Annotated in this window: 9 protein-coding genes, 1 tRNA gene and 1 pseudogene; 3 read left to right on the top strand and 8 right to left on the bottom strand. The window is 63.5% G+C overall.

The genetic code is table 11. From position 1 onward, the window contains the following. Positions 1 to 540: 540 nt before the first annotated feature. From ABIG06_RS27640 to ABIG06_RS27615, 6 genes are all read right to left on the bottom strand, one after another. A tRNA-Gln gene (locus ABIG06_RS27640) sits at positions 541 to 614 on the bottom strand. A 204-nt stretch (positions 615 to 818) separates the two neighbouring features. Next, positions 819 to 1,721, bottom strand: coding sequence for a ribonuclease Z (gene rnz / locus ABIG06_RS27635; RefSeq protein WP_124158725.1), 903 nt, complete (start codon positions 1,719 to 1,721; stop codon positions 819 to 821). Positions 1,722 to 1,751: 30 nt separating this feature from the next. Beyond that, a complete protein-coding gene (locus ABIG06_RS27630; RefSeq protein ID WP_370139349.1) occupies positions 1,752 to 2,735 on the bottom strand; it encodes an antibiotic biosynthesis monooxygenase in 984 nt (327 codons plus the stop codon). A gap of 11 nt (positions 2,736 to 2,746) precedes the next feature. After that, on the bottom strand, positions 2,747 to 4,144 hold the full coding sequence (guaD, locus tag ABIG06_RS27625; protein ID WP_124158723.1) for a guanine deaminase: 1,398 nt from the start codon (positions 4,142 to 4,144) through the stop codon (positions 2,747 to 2,749). A 14-nt stretch (positions 4,145 to 4,158) separates the two neighbouring features. Beyond that, a complete protein-coding gene (locus ABIG06_RS27620; protein ID WP_370139348.1) occupies positions 4,159 to 5,376 on the bottom strand; it encodes a multidrug effflux MFS transporter in 1,218 nt (405 codons plus the stop codon). Between the two features lie 295 nt (positions 5,377 to 5,671). Then, on the bottom strand, positions 5,672 to 7,276 hold the full coding sequence (locus ABIG06_RS27615) for an IS1182 family transposase (protein ID WP_370134232.1): 1,605 nt from the start codon (positions 7,274 to 7,276) through the stop codon (positions 5,672 to 5,674). A gap of 170 nt (positions 7,277 to 7,446) precedes the next feature. Here ABIG06_RS27615 and ABIG06_RS27610 point away from each other — a divergent pair, with 170 nt between their 5' ends. Continuing rightward, positions 7,447 to 8,985, top strand: a complete 1,539-nt coding sequence (locus ABIG06_RS27610; RefSeq protein ID WP_370139346.1) for an amidase — start codon at positions 7,447 to 7,449, stop codon at positions 8,983 to 8,985. A 111-nt stretch (positions 8,986 to 9,096) separates the two neighbouring features. Here the strand turns inward: ABIG06_RS27610 and ABIG06_RS27605 are convergent, their stop codons facing one another. Next, on the bottom strand, positions 9,097 to 9,696 hold the full coding sequence (locus tag ABIG06_RS27605) for a hypothetical protein (RefSeq protein ID WP_424578595.1): 600 nt from the start codon (positions 9,694 to 9,696) through the stop codon (positions 9,097 to 9,099). Here ABIG06_RS27605 and ABIG06_RS27600 point away from each other — a divergent pair. After that, positions 9,692 to 10,217, top strand: a pseudogene (locus tag ABIG06_RS27600) (MFS transporter); the annotation flags it as partial. The gene ABIG06_RS27605 and the pseudogene ABIG06_RS27600 sit on opposite strands and share 5 nt — an antisense overlap. A gap of 189 nt (positions 10,218 to 10,406) precedes the next feature. Here ABIG06_RS27600 and ABIG06_RS27595 read toward each other — a convergent pair. Further along, positions 10,407 to 11,012: a TetR/AcrR family transcriptional regulator gene (locus tag ABIG06_RS27595; RefSeq protein ID WP_370139344.1), complete on the bottom strand. Its 606-nt coding sequence runs from the start codon at positions 11,010 to 11,012 to the stop codon at positions 10,407 to 10,409. Between the two features lie 199 nt (positions 11,013 to 11,211). Between ABIG06_RS27595 and ABIG06_RS27590 the strand changes: the two genes are divergently transcribed. Next, complete coding sequence (locus ABIG06_RS27590; RefSeq protein ID WP_370139343.1) at positions 11,212 to 12,456, top strand: efflux RND transporter periplasmic adaptor subunit; 1,245 nt, start codon at positions 11,212 to 11,214, stop codon at positions 12,454 to 12,456. Positions 12,457 to 12,586 lie beyond the last annotated feature (130 nt).

The following is a 12,586-nucleotide window of genomic DNA, read 5'->3' as shown; positions in this document are numbered from 1 at the left end:
GGATCGTCACTAGGCCGGTGAGGTCCCGCACGGGCTTCATCGGTCTTTTTTTGGTCTAACAACCCACTCTGCAAGACAAGACCGGGCGCCAAGTAACGTAAAATGATCCTCATCATCCTATGAGCACAACAAAAAGGGCCTCACGAAAACCATGAGGCCCCTCCGTCCTTCGCGACCTCTCGGCGGCGAAGTAATGGATAAATGGTGTCGATCAGCGCCGAGACGGTGCTTTGGGCGCCTTCCCGCTATTCGGCTTTCTCCCGCCCGTCCGCTGCTCCACGAACGCCTGACGGACCTCTCCAAATGGCGCGCCGAACCGCTTCGCTATCTTCTTCCAGCGACCCACCCACTTGGTTGGCGAGCACGTCAAGTTCCTGGCTGAGTTTCGTGGCCGCTTGCATCAGACCCAGCAGGGTCGCGAGGTCTGCTATTTGCTGCTTGCTGGCACCTTCGACCAAGGTGGTCGAGCTAGGTGGGTTTGGATTTCGCGCCCTTCAGTAAGCTCCTGATTTCGTTTATGAAACGGGCTTTCCGATATTCTGGCTGGGGAACCTGGATTCGAACCAAGACAAACAGAGTCAGAGTCTGTTGTGCTACCGTTACACCATTCCCCACCGAAGCGCTTGGAATTGCTAAGCTTTCTTCGGAAGTCCTGCAAGACTGGCTGAAAGTTCTGCAAATCAGCGGCTCGCAGGCCGGTCATATAGCCGCGCCAGCGTTCGCGGTCCAGTCCTTCTGTGAACATCGTCGCGTGTTCTCGCTGCGTTCACGCCCGAGCGAAACGTCTTGCCGCTCTTTTCGGACAGTCCTGGCCTTTACTAGAGAACGATGCGATCGAAGTCCGCGGCGATCCGGGTGTTCGGGAAGATGTTTGCCGCTTCGGCGAGAATCTCCTCGTCTTCGTAGCGTCCGGACATGTGCGTCAGCACGAGCTGCCCGACTTTATTCGTGGCTGCAAAGGAAGCCGCTTCTGCCGCGGTGAGATGGCCGTAGTTCCGCGCGGTCGGCGCGTCGCGATCGAGGAACGTCGCCTCGATCACAAGCATGTCGGCGTCGGCAACGTATTGCGACAGCCCCTCGGTGGTCTCGGTGTCGCCGATCACGACGAGCTTCCTGCCGCCGCTCGGCGGGCCAAGGACGTCTTCCGGGTCGACGGTTCGGTCGGCAAGCACGATCGGGCGACCCGCGGCCAATTCGCCACGCAAGGGACCGTCGGGGACACCAAGCGCCATGAGCCGATGGGGCCGAAGACGCCGGCGCGCGGGGCTCTGGAAGACGAAACCAAAACTGTCGGTGTCGCGGTGGCGGACCGGAAAACAGTCGATGGTGAAATCACCGGCATCAATGACCTGTCCTGCGGTCAGCGGTGCGAACTCGACCGCGATCGGCGCCCGGCCCGCGCCCCACAGACCTGCGAGCATCCGGATGACGATATCGAGCGTTCCTTCCCCGCCGTGAACTGTCATCCCGTCGGAGGTCTGCCGCAGGCCCAGCGTCGAGAAGAGGCCGGGAATGCCGAGCACGTGATCGAGATGAGCGTGCGTCAGGAGGATGCGGTCGAGCCGCCGGAAGCCGGCGCCGCTGCGCAGCAATTGGCGCTGCGTGCCCTCGCCGCAATCGACCAGGACACGCTTGCCCGCGCCCTCCACGAGGAGCGCCGGATGATTGCGCTCGGCTGAGGGAACGCTTGCCGAGGTCCCCAGAAATGTCAGGGCGAACATGGTCGTCACGCGGTCCGGCTGTGGACGGTCTCACCGTCCCCAATGCCACGCGAGCAGCAGCGCGTACAGGGCCATGGACGCAACGTAGAGCGTGGCAAGCAGCGCATAGCCCGCGATCTGGCGGCCGAGCGTCGCCTTCGGCGTCACCCACCAGTCGAGCGCCCTGAAGGCGGCGGGCACCAGCCACCAGCCGAGCAGCTGGGTGCTGACGAGATTGCCGACGAACAGCGACAGCCAGACCGGCACGCCATGACCGTCGATCAGCGGCCGGCTGATGAAATAGCCCCAGAGGTAGACCACGGGATAGAGCACCAGCAGGACGATGAGATTGCTCTTCCAGATCAGCCCCGGACTTTGCTCCGGAGCCTGCGTCTTGCCGGCCGGAAACCAGAAATTGAATCCGTAGCTCGCCCGCTTCACGTTCATGCCGGCGTTGAAGCGCTCGCCCTCCTTCAGCAGCGTCTGCCGCAAGGGCGAGTCGAGCCATGCATTGAGATTGGCATCAGAGTCGAACGACAGGATGATAATCCATTCGTCGTGCAGGCCTGGAATAGGCCGCTCGATCTTGTGGCGCAGGAAACCCTTGAACTCGGCCTCCGCGGCCTGGATGCGCTGCTGCCATTTCAGGAACGCATCCTCGAGCCCGTCAGGGACTTTGAAAGAGATGACCGCCGAGACAGCGCTGTCTCGCTGGATGCCGGTGTCGGGCAGGATTTGGACGTCCTCCGAACCGACGAAGAAGCGTTGCACCTGCCCGATCAGTTTCGTCCGCTCCTCGCTCTGGAGCCAAGCGCGTGCTGCGGCCGGGCTAGCGAAACGCAGGATCGTCACCCAGTCCACATGTGCCGGCGGCTGTGGCGGCACCACCTCCTGGCCGAGGAAGCCGGGCCATGCCTTGAGCACCTCGCCAACCTCGCCGTTCCACCGCGCGAACGCGGCAAAGCCGTCGTCGGCGACGCGACGCTGGATGACGAGGGCGACCGGCTGGCCGGCCGTGTCAGGGGATGCGCTCATGAGCTGCCGTCTCAGCTCTTCTTGTAGAGACGCTTGCCCATCACCCAGGTCTCATCGACGCAGCGATCGTCGCCGACCATCATCACGGCGAACAGCATGCTCGCGGCCTCATCCATCGTGCGCGGGCCGGCGCCATCGGCGATCAGCGATTGATGCCACGCTTGCGCGACCTGCCCGCCATTCGGATCGAGCGCGACGAAATCGGCCTCCTTGCCGGGCTCGAAATTGCCGAGCTTGTCGTCGATGTAGAGACCTTCTGCGCCGCCGAGCGTGATCGACCAGAAGCCGCGATAGGGCGAGAGCTTGTTGCGCTCGGCCTCGGCAAGGTCCTTGCGCGTCGGATCGATGCTGCCGTCGAGTAGCGTGTTGTTGCACATGCCGACCTTGTAGGCGTCGTCGAGCACGGAAATCATCGAGAAGCGGTTGCCGCCACCAACGTCGGTGCCGAACGACATCTTCACGCGATGCTCCGGATCGGTGGCGCGACCGAGCCGGAACAGGCCGCTGCCGAGGAACAGGTTCGAGCACGGGCAGAACACCACCGCGGCGCCCTTCTTCGACATGCGGCGGAACTCGTTGTTGGAGAGATAGACGCCGTGGCCGCCGGAGAATTTCGGCCCAACCAGGTCGAACTTCTCATAGACGCCGAGATAGTCCTGGCAATCCGGATGCTCGACCAGCACGCCGCTGCATTCGGCCGGATTCTCGGAGATGTGGGTGTTGACCCAGCAATCCGGGTGCTCGTGCTTGAGGCGCTGACACGCTCTCAGCAGTTCCGGCGAGGCACCGAAGGCGAAGCGCGGCGTGATGGCGTAGAGGTTGCGGCCCTTGTTATGGTACTGCGCAATCAGCCGCTTGCTATCGCGATAGAAATTGTCGGGCGTGTCGATGAAATCGGCCGGCGCGTTGCGATCGATCCCGGTGAGGCCCGCGATGACGCGCATGTTGCGTCTGCTCGCTTCCTCGAACAACTCCTCGGTTGAAACGGGCGAGGAGCTCGTGAAGGCCTGGCAGGTGGTGGTGCCGGAAGCGAGCAGCGCATCGAGAAAGCGCTTCACGCCCTCGCGCGCGTAGTTGCGGTCCCGATATTTGAGCTCTTCCGGATAGACCCACTTCTGGAGCCACGGCAGGAGCTGCTCGCCATAGGCCCCTAACACCCGGGTCTGGGGCAGATGGATGTGACCGTCGATGAAGCCCGGAACGATGATGCGGTCCTTGATGTGGGTGACCTGCACGCCCGGATGCGCGGCTCCAACTTTGTCGTAGGGACCGAACGCCTTGATGACGCCATCCGTGACGATCATGAGGCCGTCCTGATGGAAGCGCGCGGCGGCCTGTTCGTTGCCGATGTGCTTCCAGGGATCGTCGACGAAGTCGAAGAACGTGCCGCGAATAGCAACGGTTGTCATAATTGGTTCCCTCCTTAAGGCTGTGTCGAGTGGCGCGCCGATGGCAGCGAGATCGCGAGCAACGTTCCGGCAACAGCGCAGAGGCCGAGATAGAGCCATCCGAGCGGCGCCTGCGTTGCTTCAGGCAGGACCGCCGCGATCGCCATGGCGCCGCTCACCGCGAGATAGCAGAGTGCGCTGATGAGGCCGCCGATCAGGCCGTGGTCGCGTTCGAACAGGCCGAGCGCCATGCCGTACATCATCGGGCACAGCACGCCGCAACCGCCGAGCACCAGCGCACCGCCGATCGTGACTGACATGAAATCCAGACCGAGGGTCATGCCTGTTACGGTCAGGACCACCGCACCGGCAAGAAACAGCGCGAAGGCGCCGAAGCCCATCACGCGGGCCGGCATGAAGCGTGCGAAATGCGCGCAGCCCAGTTCGCCGGCGAGATTGATGCCGCCAAGGCCGAGCGCGACGAGGCCGTAGATGGCCGCCGAATAGCCAAGGCCGGTCTGGTAGAAGAACGGTGCGACGACGCCGAACGCCAGCTGCGCGCTCGCTGCCGCGGCAAAGACCAGCACGAAAGCCAGGAAGCCCCGACGAACGAGCGCCTCGCGCAAGATGCCGGCGGTGCGGCGCGGATCGAACGGCGCACGTCGTTCCGCTGGCAACGTTTCAGGCAGAAGAAATACGACTATCGTGGCAACGATTGCTGCGGCGATGGCAATGACGACGAAGACACCGCGCCAGGACGTCAGCTCGACGATGAAGCCGCCGGCCGCGGGCGCAAGCACGGGCGCCAATCCCCAGGCGGCTCCAAGCAGACCCGAAATCGCCGTGAGCTCGCGGCCGCGGAAGCAATCGGCGGCGACCGCATAGGCGACGACGAGGCAGGTGCAGCCGCCGATGCCTTGCAGGAAGCGCAAGCCAAGCAGCAGCGAGGCGCTGGTCGCCAGCGCACAGGCGATGCTCATCGCGATCAGCACCGATAGCCCGGCGAGCAGGACGTTGCGGCGGCCGAGCGTGTCGGAGGCGATGCCGACCGGCACCAGCGCGAGACTCATGCCGAGCATGTAGGCGGTGACGGTGTTCTGCATCGACGCCGCGTCAGCGGCGAGATCCACCACCATCTGCGGCAGGCCTGGCGTGTAGGCATCGAGCGGAATCTGGCTGAACGGCACGACGCACAACAGGATCGGCACGATCCCGCCCTTCGCGCGGCCGGCGTCCGAAGCAAGTGCAGTCATGGCTTACGCCCCCTCGATGTCCGCGGGTCCCGTCTTTTCGTGCGCGCAATGAGATGCGACGATGCAGGCTGCGGATATTGACGCGCGGAGCGTGCCAGAACTGTGTGTAAAAACTCTTAGGGATGCCCGCATCGCCACGGATTCTGCCGGTGGATGCCGGGGCTCGGATGCGCTCAAAACAAAAACGCGAAAACAACCCCATGCACAGTACAAATCATTGAAGATTTCGCTCGTGCGCGGCGAGCGCACTGATTTGACACGTCGAGGCTGAGCAAGAATTGGTTCGTTGGCGGTCCTAGGCCGTAGCGGATGGGGTGATTGCCAGCGGGGACTGAAATATTCGCCAGAAGGTCGCTAGAGCAACCTTTATGCCCTGCAGGAGGGCTGCGAGGGTGCATCGGCAAGGAGCAAGCGTCTTTGCGAGTGCGGCCAGAAACGTGTCGAACCCAAGGATGTTGAGCACGCGAGTGAAGTTGTAGCAAAGCGCCATCAGGCTCCACTCGCCGCGGACCTTGTCGAAGCCGCGGACCAGGAAATGACGATAGCCGGCACGGCATTTGAGCGTGCCAAACGGATGCTCGACGATGCCAGAGCGACGGCGCATCAGTTCGCCTGCGCCTTGCATCCGCGCGCGATGGCGTTCAAGAACGTCTTCATGCTCCCAGCGACCGATCGTCCGGTAGGCTGCGTTTGAGCCGAGGCAGCGGACCTTGAGCGGGCAGGTCCTGCAGATCACTCCACGCGCCGCGTAGCGGATCTCGATGCGGCCACTGGTGTTCTTTTGCCTGCTCTTCATCGGATGTAGCAGTTGGCCGGCGGGACAACGGTAGGTGTCGGATGCACCGTCATAGTCGAAATCCTTGAGGGCAAAGCGGCCTTCCTTCTCGAGCCGAGCGTTGCCCTCCGGCACCGGCACATAGGCCGTGATGCCATCGTCCTCGCAGGCCTTCAGCTCGAGACTGCTGTAATACCCCTCATCAGCCAGCGCCTGGAGGGACTTGACCTCAAGGGCCTTTTTTGCCGCGATGGCCATCGCATGCAGCTGGCCGACATCGCTGCTGTCGTTGACCACCTCGCTGGCGACAATGAGCTTGTGCTTGTCGTCGACGGCGGTCTGCACATTGTAGCCTGCGACCCCCTGGCCGCTCTTGACCAGAAGCCGGGCATCCGGATCGGTCAGGCACAGCTGCGTCTGGCCGCTCTCTTCCAGTCGAGCAAGATCAGCTTGTGCGCGCGAGCGCTTGGCCATCAGCGCCGCGACCTTCGCGCCGATGTCGCCGCTATCTCCGCCGCCGCCGTCGGGCCCATCCTTGCCCGGCTTCCTGGCTTCTGCGGCATCATTGTCCTCAAGGGACTTGCCGTAAGCCTCGATCTCCTGGTCAAGCTTTGCGATCTGATCGGCAAGCCTCTTGCGTGTAAAGACGCTGGCCTTGCTGGCGTCGCCATGGAAAAACGAGCCGTCAATCGCAACAACGCTGCCGCCGACGAGACCGAGTTCGCGCATCAGCAGCACGAAGCTGCGGTTGGCCTCCTTCAGAGCCGCCCAGTTCTCCTTGCGGAAGTTGGCGATCGTTCGATAACCCGGCTTCAATCCCTTCAGCAGCCAGATCAGTTCCAGATTGCGGCCAGCTTCCCGTTCCAACCGACGCGACGACCGGATTTGGTTGATGTAGCCGTAAAGGTACAGCTTCAGCAGATCGGCCGGATCGTACGGCGGCTGGCCGACCCCTTCGGCCTTGCGATCAGCGTGGCGAAAGCCGAGCTTGGCAAGGTCGAGGACGCCAACGAAGCTCTCGATCGCCCGGACCGGGTTGTCCGCCCCGACATAGTCCTCAACCCGCGCAGGAAGCAGACTGAGTTGTTCTCGGCTCTCGCCCGTCTTGAATGTGCGATTCGTCATGAACAGAATCGTACATCAACTCCCCAAAATGCCGAGTTCTTGCTCAGACTCGTCGGGCAAAACAGGCGCACGGTTACATCATCAGCCCAGGATCAATTCGCCGTTGAGCCGCCCATTAACCTGTCGGAAGGCATGAGCAACTGCGACCAACTTCGCGCTCGGAGTTCGTGATGCAAAAGGAACTGAATGCAGATGCCGGCGGCTTGAGCTACGGCTCGATCAGCGCGCTACTGAGCGCTTTGCATCTGCGGAAGGTGTCTGCATCCGAGTTGCTCGAACACACCATTGCCCGCATCGAGGCCCTGGACGAGCCGATCAACGCGATCATCGTTCGTGATTTCGATCGCGCCAGGGACGCCGCGCGCGCCGCCGATGCCGCGCTTGGCCGGGGAGAGCGGCTGCCGTTGCTCGGCATTCCCGTGACCTTGAAGGAACCGTTCAACGTCGCGGGCTTGCCGACAACCTGGGGCTTTCCGCATTTCAGGGATTTTCAACCCGCCGACGATGCCCTCGTCGTCTCCCGGCTGAAAGCGGCGGGCGCCGTCATCATCGGCAAGACCAACATCCCGATCGGGCTCAGGGATTTCCAGAGCTACAACGAGATCTACGGGGTGACGCACAACCCGTGGGATCTCGGCCGCTCGCCCGGCGGCTCCTCGGGTGGATGCGGAGCGGCGCTGGCCGCAGGGTTCGGTCCGCTCTCGATCGGCTCGGATATCGGCGGCTCGATCCGGGTACCCTCGCATTTCTGCGGCGTGTTCGGACACAAGCCGAGCCTCGGCCTCGTCCCGCTGCGCGGATACAGCCTGCCGCCGGCATCGCCCGTCCCAGGCCACGGCGATCTCGCTGTCATCGGGCCGATGGCACGCACTGCCGCGGACCTCGCTCTGTCGCTCGACGTGATTGCCGGCCCTGACGAGGCGCGCGACGGGATCGGCTATCGCCTGGCGCTGCCCGCGCCTCGTCATGACCAACTCAGGGATTTCAGGATTCTCGTGATCGACACGCACCCGCTGATGCCGACCGGAGATGCCGTGCGCTCGGCGATCGGGCGGTTGGCGGAACGGCTCGAACAATCGGGCGCGCGGGTCGCACGTTCGAGCACATCGTTGCCGGATCTTGCCGAGTCCGCCCGGCTTTATATGAAGCTGTTGAACGCCGCGCGAAGTCCGCGCCTGACACCGGCCGCGCTCGCAGAGGCGCAAGGAGTTGCTGCGTCACTCGCGCCCGACGACCGCAGCCTGCAGGCCGAGCGCGCCCGCGGCTGGGGTCTGATCCATCGCGAATGGCTCGCAGCCGATGCAGCGCGGCTGCAGCTGCAACAAAAATGGTATCAGTTCTTCCGCGAATTCGATGCCGTGATCTACCCGGTCGCCGCCGTGCCGGCCTTTCCGCAGGACCAGTCGGAGCCGTTCGACGCGCGGCAGCTCGACATCGATGGCAAGCACTACAACTATTCCGACGCCTGTTTCATCTGGGCCGACCCTGCCTCGACCTGCGGACTTCCTGCAACCGCCGTTCCGATTGAGCGCACGCCTGAGGGCCTGCCGGTCGGCGTCCAGATCATCGGGCCGTATCTGGAGGACCGTACGACGATTGCGTTGGCCGGGCTGATTGAACACGAGTTCGGCGGCTTTGTGCCGCCGCCGGGGCTAGAGTCTAGCTGCAAAGTGATCCGCGCCCAGGCCGGCCAGGCCGCGCACCATTAAGCGGCTGGCCGCCTGATGTCGGCTCAAGCCTCGACAGCGACGGAGAAGCAGCATCCTCCGATGTCGCTGAAGGGCCAGAAGCGGAAGTGCTTGCTCTGCGTCGCTACTGACCTAGTTTACTTTCTCCTCGGACCTAAAAGGTCCCCAAGCATATGCCTCTTCGGGGCTGCTAAACGCTCGTATGATCGGTTCGGAGAAACCAAGCACTTCGTAGCAGTAGTCGCTTCCGACAAAGGAGAAGTGCCGCGGCTTCCGACCGACCGGATCGGTCGCAGCGTAGGCTTTCAGCAATGCCGAGTTCTCAGCTTCCTTAATGTAGACTCCGCCGTCGTAGCGTCCAGTTGTTTTGTCCCCGTGATCGGCGATCGAATAGATCATTTCGTCGATGCCCGAATAGATCTCGCAGGACATTTCGATGCCGTAAGCGCGAAGGCCGGGGTTCGGTGCCACCACGATGGGATAGAGAACGCGACGCCAAAGGCCTTGATCGAAAACAAAAGGTGGGCGTTCGATGCCATCGATTATCGAAGGGTAGGGCCGCCATTTGATAGTGGGATCAGAAAACAACTGGAGTCCTTTTCGGTTTGAAAGTTGGGTCATGGCCGACAACAAGGCGCTGGGTCGAGATTGTCGCAATGGGCCAATCGGCGGACGTGAACCACCGTATCGAATGATGTTGGCTTCTCCGATAACGCCGGCCCCCAAAGTCAAGCAGGGCCTCTCGATCGCCACCTCGTTCGGCTATTCGCTGCTGATGGCGCTTGGTGCGCCGATCGGCGCGGCCATCGGCCGCACTGACCGCCGACCGCTGGGGCCGCAAGCCGACCATTATCGGCGCATCGTTGATCTCGGTGGCGCTCGGAATCCTGTATCCCGTGATCTCCGATCCGATCCTGCTGCCGGCCGTGGGCTTCGCGCTGACGGTGCCGATTTACGTCCTGGTCGCGCTCCTGTTCGGCATCTACATCCCCGAACTGTTTCCGACCGAGGTCCGCCTGCGCGCCTCCGGCCTCGTCAACACGCTGGGGCGCGGCGCCACGATCGTCACGCCGTTCCTCGTCGTCTCGCTGTTCGAGTCGCGCGGCGTGGCCGGCGTGATGGCGCTGATGATCGGGCTGCTGGTGGTGCAGATCATCACGGTCTGGGCCCTCGGCATCGAGCCCCGTCATCGCAGCCTCGAGGAGCTCAAGGCGGAGGAAACGGCCGCGCCGGTCCTCAAGGAGGCGTCCTGAGAGGCTGACGGACAAGCGCGGCCTGCATGGTTCGAGACGCCCGCCTGCGGCGGGCTCCTCGCCATGAGGGTCTGACATCTGGCTCCATAGCGCCACCTCATCCGCAGGGCCCTCCGTAGGCGTGCGTCGCGAAGGACAGGGGCGCAGGCAAACTTGCCACCCCGACCGATGGGCAGATCTGCGAGATAGCTACGTCTTGTCAGTCGACTGCGCCTCGACCGCCTGCACGGCGACATCAGCGACCTGCCGCAACGCTTCGCGATCTGCGCCTGAGGACGCCATCACGCCCATGCCGACGGACACCGCGGAGACATAACGCGCGAGCGCGGCGGGATCGGCGCTTTCCTTGAGATCACCTTCGGCCTTGGCGCGAACAAAGCGGTCGCGGAGCTGGTCCTCGTTCTGGGCGCGGCGCGCGGCCAATTCGAAAGGGACGTTCTCGGAGCCGCTGCCGCAGGCGATGCCACCTTGCACCAGCAGGCAGCCGGGCGGATTGGCGGGATCGGTCTGATTGTCGGCGATGCCCATCAACATCCGCTCCGCGACGGCGCGGGCGGTCGGTGCTGCCACAACCTCCTCCATCCAGATGTTGCGCAGCTTGGTGTAGCGGTCGAGCGCCGCCTTCAGCAGACCTTCCTTGTTGCCGAAGCAGGCATAGAGACTGGGCGGGTTGATGCCCATGGCCTCGGTGAGCTGGGCGATTGTCGCGCCCTCATAGCCATGGCGCCAAAACACTTCCATCGCTTGGTCCAACGCCAATTCGGCGTCGAATTCGCGGGGGCGTCCCATGCCCATGTGCCTGTCTCCTCGGGATTCGCGTTCTGCAGAAGGCTTAACATCGAATCCTAACTATTTGTTCTAATTCTACTTTCCAGGGACTTCCAATTCTTGCGGTATGTCGCTACAATTTTCTTAGCGAATGGTACATAAGTATCTTGCACTGCGGTATCCAGCTCCACATCTGTAGTGAACACTACATATCTGGAGCGCGCAAATGCCCCCCTCCCAAAACACCTCCCGCACCGGCCGTATCCGCCGCCTTCTGGCCGGGGTCGCCATCGTGGGCGCCCTCGCCGTGGCCGGCTCGATTGCGACCGGCCGCTACTTTCACGCGGCACAAGCGACGGCACCGGCCGCCGCGGCCGAACAAGCCGTTTCCGTCACCGTCGCGATGATCGAGCCACGGCAGACCGTGCTGTGGGACGACTTCTCCGGCCGGCTGGAGGCCATCCAGCGCGTCGAGCTCCGCCCGCGCGTTGCGGGTGCGATCCTGTCGGCCAACTTCACCGAAGGGGCGCTGGTGAAGGCCGGCGACGTGCTGTTCAAGATCGATCCCGCCCCTTATGCGGCCGAGGTCGACAAGGCCGCAGCCCAGCTCGAAGCTGCGAAAGCGCGCGTCATCTTCACCCAGAGCGAGCTCGAGCGCGGCGCGCAGCTCGTCGGCAATGCCGTGGTGACGCGCCGCGACTACGACCAGCGCGACAACGCCAATCGCGAAGCGATCGCCAATGTGAAGGCGGCCGAGGCGACGCTCCAGACCGCAAAGCTCAATCTCGACTACACCGAGGTGCGCGCGCCCGTGGACGGCCGCGTCGGCAAGATCGAGGTCACCGTGGGCAATCTCGTCGCCGCCGGCACCGCGTCCCCGGTCTTGACCTCGCTGGTCTCGGTCAATCCGATCTACGCCTCGTTCGATGCGGATGAAGAGGTCGTGCTGCGCGCGCTGAACTCGATTGCGGATGCCTCCGGCAGGCGCGGCCAGCTCGACCAGATCCCGGTCGAAATGACGACCTCGGGCGACCTGTCCGCAAAGGGCCACATCCAGCTCATCGACAACCAGGTCAACGGCCAGAGCGGCACCATCCGCGTCCGCGCCGTATTCCGCAACGACGACGGGCGCCTCATCCCCGGCCAGTTCGCCCGCGTGCGCATGGGCCAGCCGAAGCAGCAGGCACTGGTGATGATCGACGAGCGCGCGATCGGCACCGACCAGGACAAGAAGTTCGTGATGGCGGTCGGCGACGATAGCCGTGCCGTCTACCGGCCGGTCACGCTCGGCGGCACCGTCGACGGGCTTCGCATCGTCACCTCGGGCCTGAAGTCCGGCGACCGGATTGTCGTCAACGGCCTCCAGCGCGTGCGTCCCGGTGCCCTCCTCAAGACGGAGGTCGCGGCAATGGGTGCGCGCGGACCGCAACAGGCCTCCAACCACAGCAACCAGGACGTGGTGCAACGCTAAGTCATTCCGGGGCGCGACGCAGTCGTGAACTCCGGTGCGCAATTGCGCACCTGAGAATCTCGAGATTACGAAGCTCCGGTCATTTCACCTCTGGATTCCGGGTTCGCGCGCGACGCGCGCCCCGGAATGA

The organism is Bradyrhizobium sp. USDA 326 (assembly GCF_049739485.1).
Classification (GTDB): Bacteria; Pseudomonadota; Alphaproteobacteria; order Rhizobiales; family Xanthobacteraceae; genus Bradyrhizobium.
Note: the sequence above shows the minus strand (reverse complement) of the source record. Positions and strands in the feature narration are given on the sequence as shown.

Bases quoted from the DNA above. Each gene is read 5' to 3' on its own strand.
- ABIG06_RS27615 (WP_370134232.1), bottom strand. From the start codon at position 7,276: ATGACGAATCGCACATTCAAGACGGGCGAGAGCCGAGAACAACTCAGT.
- ABIG06_RS27595 (WP_370139344.1), bottom strand. From the start codon at position 11,012: ATGGGCATGGGACGCCCCCGCGAATTCGACGCCGAATTGGCGTTGGAC.
- ABIG06_RS27590 (WP_370139343.1), top strand. From the start codon at position 11,212: ATGCCCCCCTCCCAAAACACCTCCCGCACCGGCCGTATCCGCCGCCTT.
- ABIG06_RS27610 (WP_370139346.1), top strand. From the start codon at position 7,447: ATGCAAAAGGAACTGAATGCAGATGCCGGCGGCTTGAGCTACGGCTCG.
- guaD (WP_124158723.1), bottom strand. From the start codon at position 4,144: ATGACAACCGTTGCTATTCGCGGCACGTTCTTCGACTTCGTCGACGAT.
- rnz (WP_124158725.1), bottom strand. From the start codon at position 1,721: ATGTTCGCCCTGACATTTCTGGGGACCTCGGCAAGCGTTCCCTCAGCC.
- ABIG06_RS27630 (WP_370139349.1), bottom strand. From the start codon at position 2,735: ATGAGCGCATCCCCTGACACGGCCGGCCAGCCGGTCGCCCTCGTCATC.
- ABIG06_RS27620 (WP_370139348.1), bottom strand. From the start codon at position 5,376: ATGACTGCACTTGCTTCGGACGCCGGCCGCGCGAAGGGCGGGATCGTG.